This is a genomic window from Plantactinospora sp. KBS50, assembly GCF_002285795.1.
In the GTDB taxonomy this organism is placed as follows: Bacteria; Actinomycetota; Actinomycetes; order Mycobacteriales; family Micromonosporaceae; genus KBS50.
The window spans coordinates 5254112-5270137 of record NZ_CP022961.1; the positions used below are offsets into that span (position 1 = coordinate 5254112).

Below are 16026 nucleotides of genomic sequence, written 5' to 3' on the forward strand. Positions count from 1 at the left end.
GCACCCGGCGCGCCACCCGTTGCCGCGGGCGGCGCGCCGGGCCCGTGGTCAGACGCCGGCCGTTGCCCGCGTCCGACCACGGCGACCCCGCGGACCGGACCCCTCCACCGGTCCACCGGTCGTCTCGTCGGCGTTCCCGGTCTCCCCGGCCGGCGTACCGGCGAGACCTCGCCCGTCGCCCTCCGGCCCGGACCGGACCGCCCCGCCGCCCCCGTCCCACTGCGCCAGCGCGGTCGCGTCGCCCTCCGCGGTCGCGTCGCCCTCCCCGCTCGGTCCCTCGCGCCGCGCACCCGGATCGCCCCGGTCGACCGGGGACCCCGGCTGGAGCGGGGACCCCGGGTCGGCGGCCAGCACGGCATCGAGGTCGATCGGCGGCTCGTCGAGGTGGTGGGTGCTCCCGTCGTCCTCGCGCTCGTTGCCCTCGCGCTCGTCGTCCGCGCCGAATCCCATGGGTTCGTAGCCCAGCAGGCGACGGTCATCGGCGCCGACCAGCCGGAAGCCTCCGGAGGGCGGAACCGGCTCGTCGACCAGGTCGTCGTCCTCCCCCGGCACCTCCCCGGGCCGGGCCGGGGCCTCGGAGAGCGGAACGGACTCGCTGGCCTCGCCGCGGATCCGCGCGTCGGCCTCGGCGTCCTCGACGCTGCTGGTGGCCAGGTTGGGCCGGTTCCGGACGAAGGTCGCCCGGCCCCGCGACAGGTCGTGCCCCACGGCGACGGCCTCCAGCTCGTACAGCGTGCGGTGGTTGCCGGCCTCGTCGGTCCAGTCCCGGGTGTAGAGCCGGCCGACGACCACGATCGGGTCGCCCACCATCACCGAGGAGGCCACCCCCTCGGCGAGCCGCCGCCAGCAGTTCACCCGGACCCGCAGGCTGTTCCCGTCGATCCACCTGCCGCTCTCCCGGTCCAGCCGCCGGGCCGTCGAAGCGATCTTGAAGTGGGCGACCAGGGCGCTGCGCTGCGTCGTACGCCGCCAGGCCGGAGCCGTCAGGACATTGCCGACGATGGTTATATAGGTATCGAACATCTCGTCTCCACTGCGTCGAGGCTTGCGGGGTCCGAGCCGACTCGCCATCCAGCCTCGACCCGGAGTTCGCCACCGGCCAGCACCAGGTTCCGCGCTGTGGACAGCCGGGCGCCCTGTGGACAAAGACCTGATCAAGCAGAAACCTGCTATGGGGCCGACCGGCCCGCAGCGGTACCGTCGACCGGGTGGAACCCGATGTGCTCGGCCCGCCGTACGAATCCCAGGTCCTCGACCTCGGCCACGACGACGAGGGACCGGTGGTGGCGACGCTGGTCCGGCGGCGGGCGGCGGACCCCGGCGGACGGGCGGTGCTGTACCTGCACGGCTTCGTCGACTACTTCTTCCAGACCCACCTGGCCGACTTCTTCGTGGCCCGCGGCTGGGATTTCTACGCCCTTGACCTGCGGAAATACGGTCGCAGCCTGCTACCGCACCAGACCCCCAACTTCTGCCGGGACCTGAGCGACTACTTCCCCGAACTGGACGAGGCCGCCCGGATCATCCGGGCGGACGGCAACGAGGTGCTGCTGGTCAACGGGCACTCCACCGGCGGGCTCGTCGCGGCCGTCTGGGCCGACGCGCGCCGGGACCAGGGGATCGTGCACGGAATCTTCCTGAACAGCCCGTTCTTCGACCTCAACGCACCCTGGCTGGTCCGCCGGCCGCTGGCCGCGGCCGTCGCCCGGATCGGCCGCCGCGCGCCGTACCGGACCGTCCCCCGCAACCTTTCCGCGGTGTACGGCCAGAGCCTGCACGCCGACCACCACGGCGAGTGGCGGTACGACCTGGCGTGGAAACCGCTCGCCGGGTTCCCGGTCCGGGCCGGTTGGCTCGGCGCGATCCGGACCGCGCAGCGGCGGCTCCGGGCTGGCCTGGACATCCCGGTACCGATCATGCTGGCCTGCTCGACCCGTACCTTCCGGGGATCGACCTGGCACGAGTCGGCGTCGCTGGCCGACGCCGTGCTCGACGTGGAGCACATGGTGCGCTGGGCGCCGCGGCTGGGCCGGCACGTCACGCTGGTCCGTCTCGACGGCGGCCTGCACGACCTCACGCTCTCCGGACCGGCGGTCCGGGACCGGCTGTTCAGCGAGTTGGGTCGCTGGGTGGACGCCTTCGTGGTCCGGGACGACGCTCTGCGGGACGCTCCGGCGGCTCCAGCCAGCGTTCCCGCCGGTCGGCGGCCCTTCGCGGCTCCGGCGGACGGTACGTCCGTGCCCCGCGACCGTAGTCCGGATCGTACGGCGACCCGCGACCATAGTCCGGCTCCGGCGCGTACCCCGGCTCCGGACCGTACGACGGCTCCGGATCGTACGACGGACCGTAACCCGGGTCCGGACCGTAACCCCGCTCCGGCCCAGGATCGTACGGCGGCTGCTCCGGCGGCTCGAACGGCGGCGGATCCGCCTCCTCCTCCGGCGCGTACGGCAGCCACCTCCCCCGCCGCCACACCAGCAGATCCCGGCTGAGCAGGTGATCGTTGCCGGCGAAGAAGATCCGGTCCACGGCCCGGCGGGTCCGCTCCAGGCCGGGAGGCGACCCGCTGCCGGTGAGGATCACCACGTCCCGGGCGGGTACGCCCACCACCGGATCGCCCGGCACCGCATTGCTGAGGTCGAGCCAGACCTCCTCGGCGAGCAGCGCGGAGGACTCCAGGCCGCGTTCCAGACCGGTGAAGGAGAGCATCGGCGCCGGCGGCTGCCCGTCGACCTGCAACCGGGCCAGCGCCCGGTCCAGATTCTCCTGCGCCGTCCGGCGCAGCGTCCGTCGCGGCAGGCCGAGCTCGTCGAGATCGGGCCAGGTCACCAGCCTCTGCCCGTACGGCGGCCCGAACGAGTAGGCCACCCCCAACTCGTCGGTGAACTCGTCTATCACCAGGTCACGGCCCACCTGAGGGTCGGTCGCCGACACCAGCACGGGCAGGAACCGGGTACGCGTCACCTTCACCCGGAAAAACCTAGTATGGGCTCGCCGGATCGGTCATCCCCTGCTAAGCAGGTATCTCCGGCCGGCGGGCGCCGGGTACCCTCTTGGCGCATCACCGGGCGCCCGTAGCTCAGCGGATAGAGCAGGGGACTTCTAATCCCAAGGCCGCAGGTTCGAATCCTGCCGGGCGCACCAGCCAAGACAGCGGGAGACGCTGCGGACAGCGGTGATCGCCAGGCCCGCTGACGTCGGGACCCTTGACGAACAGGTGACCGGCCGGTTGTGGCCGCTGCTGGCCGATGCCCCACACATCGGGCAGGCACGGCCCACGGTCGGGCACGTCGACGCGCGGCGGCGGGTGCTGACCGGGGCGATCTTCAAGTGCCTGATCGGCGGCCTGTCGCACCGCACCGGTCGGCAGCATGGCAGAACCCGACACCGGAGCTTTTGGTTGGCACATGTTGATCTGGTCGATCCATGTCCTACCAGGAGTTTCTTCACGTCTCGTACCCGACCCACGCCCATCCCGAAACTCGCACCAATGCCGACAAGACGACCAAGTTCAGGTCAGTGTCCCATGCGCCCTTCAAGGGCTTGACAATATTTCCTGTCAAGGGTTCCATGGTGCCAATGGACGATGTGCGAGTACTCGCGGACGCAGCCGCCGTAGAGGTGGCGCTCGATCCGATCCGGGCCGCGATCCTCGACGCGCTGGCGGAGCCGGGGTCGGCGACGACAGTCGCGGCAACGGTCGGGCTCACCCGCCAGAAAGTGAACTATCACCTGAAGGCGTTGGAAGCTCACGGACTGGTGGAGCTGGCCGAGACCCGCGTGTGGGGAGGGATCACGGAGCGGTTCCTGCGCCGCTCTGCACGGCATCTCGTCGTGGCACCCGGGGTTCTGCAGGGCTCTGTGGTTGATCCGAACGAGATCGCAGATCAACTATCGGCCGCCTACTTGATAGCGGTGAACGCGCGGGCGGTGTCGGAGGTCGGAGCGATCGCGAGCGACGTGGCGGGCCGGAAACGGTTGCCGACCCTGACCGTGGACACCGTGATCGGATTCGCCTCACCCGAAGCCCGGGCCGCATTCACCGCTGACCTGCACGCAATGGTCGCCGCCCTGGTGTCCAGGTATCACCACGACGACGGGCGACCGCACCGCCTGAGCATCTCGTCATACCCACAGCCGAAGGAGTCATCGTGACCGATCGCGAGCAGCACGAACGAGTCGAACACCGGGCCGAGCGCACCTACACGGTGCCCGCGACCCCGGAGCAAGTCTGGGAGGTGATCGCCACCGCCGAGGGAATCTCGTCCTGGCTGGTGCCGACCCGACTGGAACCCCGCGTCGGCGGTGAAGTGGTCTTCGACCTCGGTGGCGTCACCTCAACCGGGGTCGTCACTGACTACACGCCGAACGAGCGGTTCGCTATCGAGGAGCCCTGGCCGATCGCTGATCGGGCCGAGGATGTCGCGCCCGAGATGGCTCAGTGGTTCGACAGCATCGGCGTGCCGTTGCCGGAGGTGTTCGAGAGCTTGCCGCAGGTGAGCCCCATCGCGACGGAATACCTGATCGAAGCGGCATCTGGCGGCAGCTGCGTGGTCCGCATCGTGACCAGTGCCTACGGAACCGGAGCGGACTGGGAGAACGAGTTCTTCGCCCAAATGGCAGCCAGCCTGGCTCCCATGCTCGACAACCTCATCACCCGCTTCTCCACAAAGGGCTGACCTGTGTCCTCACAGGTCGTTGTCATCGATGTCCTGACGGTTGCGGGATGTTGCGACGTGGCCACCCTGAGGGCGTTCCGCGACGCCAAGATCGACTCACCTTCGGCGAAGTTGGGGGGTCCCGGCGGTCAGGAGCCCCCGACTTCGGCGAAGTCGGGGGTGACGGCGGAGTCGGGGGTGACGCGGGCGATCTGCTCGCGCGAGCGCCGCAGGATCTCGGGCGCGAAGTACGGGTCGGCCCCGTACTTCGCCGCGAAGGCCTCATCGACGCGGTCACGCAGCCGCTCGTCGAGGACGTGGTCGAAGCGGACCGCGAGGCGGGCACCGGCGCTCTCGGCGATCCCGGCTCGCTGGGACCTGGCGGCGGCGAACCAGCGGGAGGCGGGGTTCGCGCTGCGGACGAAGACGCCGTCGTCGACGACGGCGGACCACACCCAGATCAGGGTGCCCGGCGTCACCCCGTCGGCACGAAAGGGTGCGATCCTGAAGTCGTCGCGGCTCGCGATGGCGCGGAGCTGATCTTCCGACCATGGCATGACGTCCTCCCGCGGACCGCGGCGCCCATCCTTCGACGGGAAATGTGGAGCGTTGCTCCGCCAAGCATACGGAACGCGGTTCCGCTAAGCAAACGCCGCCGGCGACGCGGGATCAGGCGGCGACGCGGGATCAGGCGGCGACGCGGGATCAGGCGGTGGCGCGGCAGCCGGCGAGCAGGCGGAACACCATGTCCTTGGCGTCCGCGCGGTCGTAGCCGGGGCCGAGGATGCACAGGTTGCCCACCGCGCGCATCAGGGCGTAGGCGGTGACGCGCCGGTCGATCTCGCCCGCGGCCGCCGCCGCCTCCACCAGGGTGCCGCACGCCGGTACGAGCGTGTCGAGCATCAGCGAGTGCAGGGTCTGCAGGCTCGGGTCCTCGGACTGGAGCGCCACGCCGAGGCCGTGTTTGGTGACGAGAAACTCGACGAAGACGTCGATCCAGCGGGCCAGCGCCTCGCTCGGCGGGATCGGCTTGGCCAGCAGTTCCGGGGCCAGGGACGCGCACTCCTCAAGCTGGTGCCGGTAGACGGCCACGACCAGCTCGGCCCGGTTCGGGAAGTGCCGGTAGACGGTGCCGACCCCCACGCCGGCCCGGCTGGCGATGTCCCGGATGGGCGCCTGGACGCCCTGTTCCACGAAGACCGCCGCGGCCGCCGCGAGGAGCCCCTCGCGGGTACGCCGCATCCCCGCTTCCCGTACGCCCGTCGACTCGGACACGCCATCCCTCCTTGTTGACGGAACAATGTTCCGCTACCGTTGGCGGAACGATGTTCCGTCAAGTATGGCAGAACCGGACTCCCAGAGGAAGCATTCACATGCACGCGAACCGGACCGCACCACAGCTCATCGCGGTCAAGCCCGTCCCCGTCCCCACGGCCCCCTCCTCGGGCCGCGACATCCAGTTGCAGGTCAAGGTCACCGCGCCCGCGGCCGGCCGGGACCTGCCGATCATCGTCTTCTCGCACGGTAACGCCTGGTCGATGGACGGCTACGAGCCCCTCGTCGACCGCTGGGCCGCCGCCGGCTTCATCGTGGTCCAGCCGACCCACCTCGACTCGCGGCGCAACCGCATCGGGTTCGAGGATCCGCGCTTCGCCGGCATCTGGCGGGTCCGGATCGAGGACCTGCACGCCGTACTCGACAGCCTGCGCGACATTCTCGCCGCGGCCGGTGGCTTGGACGTACGCGCCGACCTCGGCCGGGTCGCGGCCGTGGGGCACTCCTGGGGCGCGCAGAGCGTCGGGACCCTCCTCGGCGCCCGCGTGCTCGACGCCGACGGCCACCCCGGCGAGGACTTCACCCACCCCGCGGTGCGGGCCGGTGCGCTCATCGCGGCCACCGGCACCGGTGACTCGCTGACGCCGTTCGCCGTGCGGCACCTGCCGTTCATGCGGCCGGACTACTCCAGCATGGTTGCGCCGGCCCTGGTCATCGCCGGCGGCAGGGACCAGTCCGCGATGTCCACCCGCGGACCCGACTGGTTCACCGACGCGTACCACCGCAGCCCCGCTCCCAAGAGCATGCTCACCATCGACGAGGGCGAACACACCCTGGGCGGCATCGCCGGCGAGGCGGTCGCCGAGACCACCGACACCGATCCGGACCGGGTCGCCCTGGTCGCGGACGCGGTCTCCGCGTACCTCCGCGACGCCCTGGCCCTCGACGGCGGCCCGTGGGCGGGCCTCCGCGACCGGGCCGCGGCGGGCGACGGCGGGTACGGCGTCGACACGAAGTAGCGCGGGCGCGGCACCGAGCGGGAGAGCCCTCAGCCGAGGGTCACGGTGGCGGCACGAAGCTCCGCCAGTGCCGCCAGCGCATGCGTCGCGAGTCCCGTCCCGTCCTCGGGATCGGCCTGCGACCATGCCGCATAGCCGCGCTTGAAGGCGAGGATCCCGAGTTCGGCCGCCAGTTGTGCGGTCGCCTCGGGAACCTCGCGCGCGATCAGCGCGCCGGTCATCGCCGCCGCGAGCCCCACACTCTTGAGGGCGTCCCGCTCCTGAAGCTCGCCGCTGGCCGCGACGGCGGCCTTGATCCGCGGGACCATCTCGCGGTTTTCCGGCCCCAGCGCACCGGAGGCGCGTTCCAGGCCGGCGGCGACCGCCTCCAGCGGGCTGGCCCCCGCCGGCGCCGCGGCGATTCCCTCGACCAGCAGCCGGCTCAGCGTGTCCTGACCGGCGACCAGCACCTCGCGCTTGTCCGCGAAGTGCCGGAAGAACGTGCTGCGGGTGACCCCGGCCCGTTCGGCTATCTGGGCCACGGTGGTCGCGTCGTAGCCGTTCTCGGTGAAGAGGTCGACGGCGGCGGCGACGAGCCGCTCCCGCGCTCCCGGTTCCCACCTGGCCATGCGCCCATCCTACTGATGCGACTCCTGTCCCATCACGCTGTATGGTGATGAGACACGAGTCGCATCACTACGGGAGGATCCCATGCGCGTCTTCGTCACCGGCGGCACCGGCACCATCGGCTCGGCCGTCGTCACCGAACTGCTCGACCACGGACACTCCGTCCTCGGTCTCGCCCGCTCCGACACCGCCGAGCGGACGCTGCGGGCCGCCGGGGCGGACGTGCTGCGCGGCGGGCTCGCCGACCTGGACGTCCTGCGCTCCGGCGCATCCGGAGCCGACGGCGTGATCAGCCTGGCCTTCGGCCGCGACTACAGCAGCGCCGAGGCGCTCGCGGCCTCCGTCGCCGAGGAGAGCGCGGCGATGGCAACCCTGGGTACGGCGCTGGTCGGCAGCAACCGCCCGATCGTCACCGTCTCCGGGACACCGGCCGTACCCGGGCGCGCCGCCACGGAGGCCGACCCGCTCCCCCTCGAAGGGCCGGTCGCCGGGCGCACCCGCTCGGTCAACGCCCTGCTCGACCTGGCCGCAAAGGACGTACGCGCCAGCGCCGTACGCATGCCGCGCACCGTGCACAACCAGGGCAGGGGTGGATTCGCGGGCCTGCTGACCCAACAGGCCGAGCGCTCCGGCGTCGCGGGCCACCCCGGGGACGGCACCCAGCGCTGGCCGGCCGTACACGCCCTCGACGCCGCGGCGCTCATCCGGATCGCCCTGGAATCCGCACCGGCCGGGACCTCCTGGCACGCCGTCGCCGACGAGGGCGACGCGGTGCGCGACATCGCCACCGTCATCGGCCGGCGGCTGGGGCTGCCGGTCGAGACCGTCCCGGAGGAGACCTTCGGACCGTTCGGCCCGATCTTCGCCACGGACCAGCCCGCCTCCAGCGCCCACACCCGGGCGACCCTGGGTTGGCAGCCCACCCACCCCAGCCTGCTGGCGGACCTGGAGAACATCGGGTCCGACTGATCCGGACCCGTGGTTGCCGTCGGGGCGGCACTTGCCGGCACGCTGTACAAGCGTTTAGTCTTCTGAACATGAGTTCAGTCGAGGACGAGGGCGACCTCACCGGCCGGGCGAACATCCGCAACGCCGCGCTGCGTCTGTTCGCCGAGCGGGGGCACGACGCCGTGACGATGCGGGAGATCGCCGCGGCCGCCGGCGTCTCGCCCGCGCTCGTGGTGCACCACTTCGGCAGCAAGGACGGGCTGCGGGCCGCCGTGGACGGCCATGCCGCGCGGGCCTTCGACGCGCTGTTCGAAATGGACGGACAGGACCTGGCCGGCGCGTTGAGCGGGGACGGCGCGGTGTCGGTGGCCGAGATGATCGCCCGCGCCTTCCCGCACGGCTCTCCCCTGCCGGCGTACCTGCGCCGCCTGTTGCTGGTCAACGACCCGGCGGGTGCGGCGTTGTTCGGTCGTTGGTACGCCCTCACCCGCCGGCTGCTGGACACCATGACGGAGCTGGGCGTCGCCCGACCGGCCGGGGACCCGGCCGTGCGGGCGGCGTTCCTGCTGGTCAACGACCTCGCACTGATCCTGCTGCGAAACCAGGTGGCCGCGGCGATCGGGGTCGATCCGCTCACCCCGGAGGGTGTCACCCGCTGGGCCGAGGAGGTCACCGCCGTCTACACGCAGGGCGCGTTCCTGTCCACGCCCGGTGAGGAGCGCTCGTGAGCCAACCCGCCGCCGTCATCGAAACCGGGTAGCTGACCAAGACGTTCGGGAAGGTCCGCGCCCTCGACGGCCTGGACCTCACGGTGAAACCGGGCGAGGTGCACGGTTTCCTCGGCCCGAACGGGTCCGGGAAGTCCACCACCATCCGCATCCTGCTCGGGCTGATCCGCGCCACCGGTGGCCGGGTCGCCCTGTTCGGCGCCGACCCGTGGCGGGACGCCGGCCGACTCCACGGGCGCCTGGCGTACGTCGCCGGAGATGTCGCGCTGTGGCCCGGCCTGACCGGCGGCCAGTGCCTCGACGTGCTCGGCGCGACGCACGGCGGGGTCGACGAGGAGCGCCGCCGGCAGTTGATCGACCGCTTCGATCTCGATCCGACCAAGCGGATCCGGGACTACTCCAAGGGCAACCGCCAGAAGGTCGCCCTCGTCGCGGCGCTGTCCGCGGCGGCGGAACTGCTCATCCTCGACGAGCCCACGTCCGGGCTCGACCCGCTGATGGAGCAGGAATTCCAGCGGTGCGTACGCGAGCGGAGCCGGGACGGCGTCACCGTGCTGCTCTCCAGCCACATCCTCGGCGAGGTGGAGGCGTTGGCCGACCGGGTGAGCATCATTCGCCGCGGTCGCACCGTGGCCGCCGGCAGCCTGGCCGACCTGCGCCGGCACACCCGCACCTCGGTGCACGCGGTCACCGCCGGCCAGCCCGGCGGGCTGGCCGGCGCACCGGGGGTGGCCGACCACACCTGCGACCGGCTGGACGGGCAGGTCGACACCCGGTTCACCATCGACGCGGAGCACCTGGACGCGACGATCGGCCGGCTGCACGCCGCACGGATCCACACCCTGACCGTCACCCCGCCGAGCCTCGACGCGCTGTTCCTGCGCAACTACGGGGACGCGCTCGACGCCCCGGAGACCGCCGGCTCGGCCGCCGAGGCCGGGCGATGAGCACCGCGTACGCCGACGGCGGATCCGGCTGGCGCACCGCGGGCACCATGGTCGGCATCGTCTGGCGTACCCGCAGGCGCGGCATCCTCGTCCGGGTGGCCGCGCTCGCCGCCGGCCTGATCGGTACGGCCGCTGCCGTGGCCGGCCTCTACGACACCCCTGCCAAGATCCGCGGCTATGCCGAGGCGGTCACCTCGGGCAGCGCGCTGGCCGCGATCAACGGCCGCGTCGAGGGCATCGACAGCCTGGGCGGGGTGATCCAGGACGAGTTCGGGTTCCTCGCCGCGTTCCTGCTCCCGCTGCTGGGCATCGGGCTGGTCGCCGGCTCGACCCGGCGGGAGGAGGAGTCGGGCCGGCTGGAGACGGTCCTCGCCGGCCGGATCCGCCGGTACCAGCCGGCGCTGGCGGCCCTCACCGTCGCGACCGCGGCGATCCTCGGCACGTCCGTGCTGTTCGCCGCCGGCCTGGCGGTCACCGGGGTCGGGATGTCCGGCGCGATCCTCTACAGCGCGGCGCTCGGCGCCCTGGCCTTCGTGTTCGCCGGGTTCGCGGCGCTGTGCGCGCAGTTCGTCCGGCACACCCGCGCGGTGTACACGGCGACCCTGATCGTGCTGGCCGTGGCGTACGTCCTGCGCGGGGTCGGCGACACCGCCGGTGACACCGCCGGCAACGCCACCGGCGCCTGGCTGACCTGGCTGTCCCCGCTGGGTTGGGCGGAGAAGACCGCGCCGTTCGGGGACCAGCGGTGGTGGGTGCTCGCCCTCCCGGCCGTCGTGGGCCTGGCCTGCGGCGGCGCGGCCGTGTGGCTGGCCGCCCGCCGCGACGTCGGCAGCGCCCTGCTGCGGGGCCGCGCGGGTCCGGCCCGCGCGGGCCGGTCGCGGCGCGGGGCGCTCGGGTTCGCGGCCCGGCTGCACCTGCCGGCGGCCGCCGGCTGGTTGGCCGGCGGGCTCCTGCTGGCCGGGATGATGGGCGCGCTGGCCCGGCAGTTCCTCGACGCGATGGCCGGCAACCCGGCCCTGGCCGAGGTCATGGGGATCGACGGTGGCCGGCCGCTGGCCGGCTTCGTCGCCTCGACCCAGCTCTACCTGGCGATCATCGGCGCCGGGTACGTCGTACAGGCCGTCGGTGCGCTCCGCGGCGAGGAGACCGAGGGCCGGCTGGAGACCCGGCTCGCCGGCACGCTGTCCCGGCCGCGCTGGCTGGCGGCGCACGCCGTCGCGGTCGCCGCCGGGCTGGTGCTCATCGTCGCCGGTTCCTCGACGGTCCTGGCGCTCTCGACCACCTGGTCGGTGGGGAACGCCGACGAGTTCGGCGCGACCATCGCGGCGGGGCTGGCCTACCTGCCGGCGGAACTCGTCTTCGCCGGTCTCGCGCTGGCACTGTTCGGGCTGTGGCCGCGCGCCCTGGCCCTCGGCTGGGTCGGGTACGCCGGGACGACCTTCATCGCCCTGCTCGGCCCCGGCCTGAACCTCGCACAGTGGGCACTCGACCTCGCGCCCACCACGCACGTCGGCAGTCCGCCGCTGGGCACGGTCGACCCGCTCGGGCTGGCCACGCTCGCCGGCGTCGCCGGTGCGCTCACGCTGACCGGGTTCGTCGCGTTTCGTCGCCGGGACGTACCGCGGACCTGAGCGCCTCGGGCCGGGCCGAGCCGGCGCGCGCGGCGGTGGTCCGGGCTCGGGTCAGGGCCGCCGGCCGGACCGCGGTGGTCCGGGCTCGGGTCAGGACCGCTGGCCGGACCGCGGCGGCGTCCGCCCGAGTGCCGCGGCGCGGGCGACGAACAGTTCGCGTTCGCGAGCGTTGCGGGTCAGCGCGGCGGCCCGCTCGAACTCCCGACGCGCCTGCGCGACGCGGCCGAGCCGGGCCAGCAGATCGCCCCGGACCGCCGGCAGCAGGGCGTACCCCGGCAGGTCCAGACCGTCCACGATGGGCAGCGCGCGCTGCGGACCGTACGCGTTGCCGACCGCCACGGCCCGGTTCAGCTCCACCACCGGCGAGGGTGAGACGTGGGCCAGCACCGCGTACAGCGTGGCGATGCGGTCCCAGTCGGTGTCGGCGGCCGTGGCCGCCCGGGCGTGGCAGGCCGCGATCTCGGCCTGTAGGACGTACGGTCCGAGCGTCCCGGCGGCCCGGTCGAGGGACGCCAGGCCGCGCCGGATGAGCAGCCGGTCCCACCGGCCACGGTCCTGGTCGGGCAGGAGTACCGGGTTGCCGTCCCGGTCGGTACGCGCCGCCGTGCGGGACGCCTGGATCTCCATGAGCGCCACCAGGCCGTGCACCTCGGGCTCGTGCGGTGCCAGCCCGGCCAGGATGCGGCCCAGCCGCAGCGCCTCGCCGCAGAGGGTGGGCCGCATCCACTCGTCCCCGGCGGTGGCCGCGTACCCCTCGTTGAAGATCAGGTAGATCACCTCAAGCACCGAGGCCAGCCGCGCGGCGGCCTCGGCCGGCGGCGGCAGTTCGATCGGGATCCGCCGCTCGGCGAGGATCCGCTTGGCCCGGGTGATCCGCTGCCCGACGGTGGATTCGGTCGCCAGGTAGGCCCGGGCGATCTCCGCCGTGCTCAGGCCGCCGAGCAGCCGCAACGTGAGCGCCACCCGGGCCTCGGTCGAGAGCACCGGGTGGCAGGTCGTGAAGATCAGCCGCAGCAGGTCGTCGCCGACGTAGTCGTCGAGGCCGGCCGCGAGGTCGGGCTCGACGGCCGCGGGCGTGGCCCGGCCGACCTCTTCGAGCTTGCGCCGGTAGCGGGCCTGCCGGCGCAGCAGATCCACCGCGCGGTGCCGGGCCGTGGCCATCAGCCAGGACGGCGGATGATCCGGTACGCCGTCGGCCGGCCACTGTTCCAGCGCGATGACCAGGGTGTCCTGGGCGAGTTCCTCGGCCAGGCCCAGGTCGCCGACGATCCGGGCCAGCGCCGCGACGATCCGGGCCGACTCCATCCGCCAGACCGTCTCGACGACGTGGCGCGGATCGGCGGCCGGTCCGGCAGCCGATCCGCCCTCGTCCATGGGCGCGCCGGACCGGGTCAGGACGCCGGCCCGGGACCCGGCGGGTCAGCCGGCCCGGATCCGGGTGCGCCCGGCGCACCGGCAGCGCCGGGCATGTCCTCCGGACCGAACACCTTGAGCACGTCCACCTCGCCCTCCCAGCCCGGCCACAGGTCCCGGTGCAGCTTCATGAACCGCGATGCCCACTCCACGGCCTCGGCCCGGGACCGGACCTCGTACAGGGCGTAGCTGATCGTCTCCTTCGCCTCGGCGAACGGGCCGTCGGTGACGCTGAGCGCGCCACCGTGGACCTCCACCCGGGAACCCGTGGCGCTGGGTGCGAGGCCGGCGGTCTCCAGCAGCGCGCCCACGGCGGTGGCCTCGGCGCCGAGTTTCATGATGGCGTCCATCAGCCCGGGCGGGGGCGGGGCGGCCGGGCGGGGGCCCTTCAACAGCGTCAGGTAGCGCATGACGCAGATCCTCTCACTCACGAACGGTCAGATCTTGCCTGGTCAGCCAGGGGATGACCAGATCTCTACCTGGACCTCGACCGGCGGCCGCCGGATCCGACAGGGCGGTGGCGGATTTCCGGGACGTTTTTCCGGCGGGCCGCCGGGCCGGTCCGCCGGGTGACACCGCGCCACGATGTTTAAGGCTTGACTTATATAAGCGCCGGCTGTCTACTGGGCGGCGTGCACGCGTTCGATGTGCTCGGCGATCCGGTGCGGCGGCGGATCCTCGAGTTGCTCGCCGAGGGCGAGGCGACGGCCGGCGCGGTCGGCGAGGTGGTCCGGGCGGAGTTCGGCATCTCCCAGCCGGCCGTCTCGCAGCACCTGAAGGTGCTGCGGGACAGCGGCTTCACCACCGTCCGGCCGCTCGGCCCGCGCCGCCTGTACGCGGTCGATCCGGCACCGCTGCGCGAGGTGGACGCCTGGCTCGACCAGTTCCGGCGGTTCTGGACGCCGCACCTGGCCGCCCTGGCCACCGAACTGGCCCGCGGGCGCCGCCAGCGCCGGCTGGCCGCCGAAGGGACATCAAACGAAGAGGATGAAGAATCATGATCAATATTGATGTCGACCACCAGCTCAGCGCGGTCGAGCGGCGGTTCGGCAGCCGGGTGCTGCCGGCCGGGGAGGCCCGGGTGGTCACCGTGAGCCAGACCTACGACGCCGAACTGGCCGACGTGTGGGAGGCGTGCACGAACGCCGAACGCATCCCCCGATGGTTCCTGCCGATCACCGGCGACCTGCGGCCGGGCGGAAAATTCCAGCTGGAGGGCAACGCGAGCGGCACGATCGAGAGCTGCGACCCGCCGAACTCCTTCACCACCACCTGGGAGAACGGCGGCGAGGTGAGCTGGATCGAGCTGACCCTCGTCGCGGAGGCTCCGGAGCGGACCCGGCTCCAGCTCGAACACGTCGCGCACGTCGACGACGAGATGGCGGCCCAGTTCGGTCCGGGCGCCATCGGGATCGGCTGGGACATGGCGATGGTGGGGCTCGCGCTGCACCTGACCACCGACGAGGCCGTCGACCCCGCCGCCGGCGTCGCCTGGGCAGGCTCACCGGAGGGCAGGGAGTTCATCCGGGGCTCCAGTGAACGGTGGTACGCGGCCAACGTCGCCGCGGGGACGCCCGCCGAGGAAGCCCGGGCCGCCGCGGACCGGGTGACCGCGGCGTACACCGCCGAGCCGCCGGCCGATCCCTCGGCCGAGCCGCCGGCCTGAGCGTGCGCGGGCCCTGCGCCCGGGCCGTCACGCCCGGGTCGCGGCCGCCGGTTGGAGCAGTGACCGGGGCACGAACAGGCCCAGGCGCAGGGCCCGCAGCGCGGCCATGGTCCGGGTCGGCACCTCCATCTTGACCAGGATGTGTTCGATGTGGGCCGCGACCGTCCGCTCGGTGACGAACAGCGTGGCCGCGATCCGCCGGTTCGAGCAGCCGTCCACCAGCAGACCCATCACCTCCAGCTCACGCGGCGTGAGGCCCCGGGTGTTGCCCGCCGGGGAGAGCAGGATGGCGACGGAGCCGAGGTACGGCGGTTCCGCCGGGCAGGGCACGACGGTGGCGCAGAGATGGTCCGCACCGGACACGCCGGGCACCAGGAAGGCCCGGTACAGCCGGCCGTCGCGCAGGGTGACCATCGCCGTGTCCAGCAGCGGCGCGGCCGGTACCAGGAACGGATGACCGGGCAGGCCGGGCAGCGGGAGGATCCGGCCGCCGGTGGTGAGCACGGCGCCGGCGCACACCCGGGGAATGGCCATGACCAGCCCGGTCGCCGGGCGGAGCGGGTCGACCGCGTTGGCGATCGTCGGGGACAGCCGGCCGAGCACCTCCAGCGGCGCGTCGTCGAGCCCGACGACCCGGCGGTGCAGGGCCAGCAGACCCACGCACCGGCCGTCCGAGGTGGTCAGCGGGACCCCGACACCCTCCGGAAGGCCGACCGCCGCCAGTCGATCCCGCAGTGCCCGGCCGGGTGCCCCGGTCAGGTCGCAGAGCCGGCGGGGCGGACCGGGCCGGTCCAGCCGCACGCCGGCAAGCTCCTGGTAGGTCGCCTCCGGCCGCGCCGGCGGCCCGGTCCGGGCCGCCGGCAGCGCCCGGTAGCCCGTCACGGCCAGCGGAAGAGCGACCGACCGGTCCGGGTCGAACAGGATCACCGCGCCGGCGTCGAACGGCAGCAGCCGGCGCAGCGCCCGCAGTACCGCCGCGCCGCGTCGCCGGGCGCCTCCCGCGGACGACGCGATGAGACCGACCGAAAGCGCGACACTGAGTGGCCGATCAGCGGAATCGGCGTCGATGTCCGTACTGGGCAAGGCTTTCACCTCCCGCGAATCGGCAGAGCTGCCAATCGACAGCGCTCCGACC

At 72.9% G+C, this 16026-nt stretch carries 17 protein-coding genes, 1 tRNA gene and 1 pseudogene; 11 read left to right on the forward strand and 8 right to left on the reverse strand.

All coding sequences use genetic code 11. The features are described from left to right. Positions 1 to 48: 48 nt before the first annotated feature. Positions 49 to 1023 carry a single-stranded DNA-binding protein gene (locus CIK06_RS22585; protein ID WP_095566488.1) on the reverse strand — a complete coding sequence of 325 codons (975 nt, stop codon included), beginning with the start codon at positions 1021 to 1023 and terminating at the stop codon, positions 49 to 51. A 185-nt stretch (positions 1024 to 1208) separates the two neighbouring features. Between CIK06_RS22585 and CIK06_RS22590 the strand changes: the two are divergent. Then, a pseudogene (locus CIK06_RS22590) lies at positions 1209 to 2210 on the forward strand (alpha/beta hydrolase); the annotation flags it as partial. Here CIK06_RS22590 and CIK06_RS32595 read toward each other — a convergent pair. Continuing rightward, a complete protein-coding gene (locus tag CIK06_RS32595) occupies positions 2110 to 2970 on the reverse strand; it encodes a DUF1444 family protein (protein WP_369916008.1) in 861 nt (286 codons plus the stop codon). The pseudogene CIK06_RS22590 and the gene CIK06_RS32595 overlap by 101 nt on opposite strands. Positions 2971 to 3068: 98 nt before the next feature. Between CIK06_RS32595 and CIK06_RS22595 the strand changes: the two genes are divergently transcribed. The 3 genes from CIK06_RS22595 (at position 3069) to CIK06_RS22605 (ending at position 4679) form a co-directional block, all read left to right on the forward strand. Then, a tRNA-Arg gene (locus tag CIK06_RS22595) sits at positions 3069 to 3144 on the forward strand. A 282-nt stretch (positions 3145 to 3426) separates the two neighbouring features. Further along, a complete protein-coding gene (locus CIK06_RS22600; protein WP_198347970.1) occupies positions 3427 to 4155 on the forward strand; it encodes a helix-turn-helix domain-containing protein in 729 nt (242 codons plus the stop codon). After that, positions 4152 to 4679 carry an SRPBCC family protein gene (locus tag CIK06_RS22605; protein ID WP_157756892.1) on the forward strand — a complete coding sequence of 176 codons (528 nt, stop codon included), beginning with the start codon at positions 4152 to 4154 and terminating at the stop codon, positions 4677 to 4679. Before CIK06_RS22600 ends, CIK06_RS22605 begins: the two co-directional genes overlap by 4 nt. 128 nt (positions 4680 to 4807) lie before the next feature. Here the strand turns inward: CIK06_RS22605 and CIK06_RS22610 are convergent, their stop codons facing one another. After that, positions 4808 to 5215 carry a DUF2255 family protein gene (locus tag CIK06_RS22610; protein WP_095566491.1) on the reverse strand — a complete coding sequence of 136 codons (408 nt, stop codon included), beginning with the start codon at positions 5213 to 5215 and terminating at the stop codon, positions 4808 to 4810. 148 nt (positions 5216 to 5363) lie between these two features. Continuing rightward, complete coding sequence (locus CIK06_RS22615; RefSeq protein WP_095566492.1) at positions 5364 to 5900, reverse strand: TetR/AcrR family transcriptional regulator; 537 nt, start codon at positions 5898 to 5900, stop codon at positions 5364 to 5366. Between the two features lie 131 nt (positions 5901 to 6031). Here CIK06_RS22615 and CIK06_RS22620 point away from each other — a divergent pair, with 131 nt between their 5' ends. Further along, positions 6032 to 6952: a chlorophyllase gene (locus CIK06_RS22620; RefSeq protein WP_095566493.1), complete on the forward strand. Its 921-nt coding sequence runs from the start codon at positions 6032 to 6034 to the stop codon at positions 6950 to 6952. A gap of 29 nt (positions 6953 to 6981) precedes the next feature. Here CIK06_RS22620 and CIK06_RS22625 read toward each other — a convergent pair whose 3' ends face one another. After that, positions 6982 to 7560, reverse strand: a complete 579-nt coding sequence (locus CIK06_RS22625) for a TetR/AcrR family transcriptional regulator (RefSeq protein ID WP_095566494.1) — start codon at positions 7558 to 7560, stop codon at positions 6982 to 6984. An 82-nt stretch (positions 7561 to 7642) separates the two neighbouring features. Between CIK06_RS22625 and CIK06_RS22630 the strand changes: the two genes are divergently transcribed. The 4 genes from CIK06_RS22630 (at position 7643) to CIK06_RS22645 (ending at position 11812) form a co-directional block, all read left to right on the forward strand. Continuing rightward, positions 7643 to 8527: an SDR family oxidoreductase gene (locus tag CIK06_RS22630; protein WP_095566495.1), complete on the forward strand. Its 885-nt coding sequence runs from the start codon at positions 7643 to 7645 to the stop codon at positions 8525 to 8527. 68 nt (positions 8528 to 8595) lie between these two features. Then, a complete protein-coding gene (locus CIK06_RS22635; protein WP_095566496.1) occupies positions 8596 to 9234 on the forward strand; it encodes a TetR/AcrR family transcriptional regulator in 639 nt (212 codons plus the stop codon). Positions 9235 to 9317: 83 nt separating this feature from the next. Continuing rightward, on the forward strand, positions 9318 to 10181 hold the full coding sequence (locus CIK06_RS22640) for an ABC transporter ATP-binding protein (RefSeq protein ID WP_304528804.1): 864 nt from the start codon (positions 9318 to 9320) through the stop codon (positions 10179 to 10181). Next, positions 10178 to 11812 (forward strand): ABC transporter permease, encoded by a 1635-nt coding sequence (locus tag CIK06_RS22645; RefSeq protein ID WP_095566498.1) that lies wholly within the window; start codon positions 10178 to 10180, stop codon positions 11810 to 11812. Before CIK06_RS22640 ends, CIK06_RS22645 begins: the two co-directional genes overlap by 4 nt. Positions 11813 to 11902: 90 nt before the next feature. On the opposite strand, the gene CIK06_RS22650 is transcribed toward CIK06_RS22645, so the two are convergent. Together CIK06_RS22650 and CIK06_RS22655 are read right to left on the reverse strand one after the other, a co-directional pair. Beyond that, complete coding sequence (locus CIK06_RS22650; RefSeq protein WP_232533803.1) at positions 11903 to 13186, reverse strand: RNA polymerase sigma factor; 1284 nt, start codon at positions 13184 to 13186, stop codon at positions 11903 to 11905. Positions 13187 to 13203: 17 nt separating this feature from the next. Continuing rightward, positions 13204 to 13656, reverse strand: coding sequence for a YciI family protein (locus CIK06_RS22655; RefSeq protein WP_232533804.1), 453 nt, complete (start codon positions 13654 to 13656; stop codon positions 13204 to 13206). Between the two features lie 201 nt (positions 13657 to 13857). Between CIK06_RS22655 and CIK06_RS22660 the strand changes: the two genes are divergently transcribed. Continuing rightward, positions 13858 to 14226: a helix-turn-helix transcriptional regulator gene (locus CIK06_RS22660; RefSeq protein WP_095566500.1), complete on the forward strand. Its 369-nt coding sequence runs from the start codon at positions 13858 to 13860 to the stop codon at positions 14224 to 14226. Continuing rightward, complete coding sequence (locus CIK06_RS22665; RefSeq protein WP_095566501.1) at positions 14223 to 14891, forward strand: SRPBCC family protein; 669 nt, start codon at positions 14223 to 14225, stop codon at positions 14889 to 14891. Before CIK06_RS22660 ends, CIK06_RS22665 begins: the two co-directional genes overlap by 4 nt. Before the next feature lie 27 nt (positions 14892 to 14918). Here CIK06_RS22665 and CIK06_RS22670 read toward each other — a convergent pair whose 3' ends face one another. Beyond that, positions 14919 to 15974, reverse strand: coding sequence for a LuxR C-terminal-related transcriptional regulator (locus CIK06_RS22670; RefSeq protein ID WP_198347971.1), 1056 nt, complete (start codon positions 15972 to 15974; stop codon positions 14919 to 14921). Between the last annotated feature and the right edge of the window lie 52 nt (positions 15975 to 16026).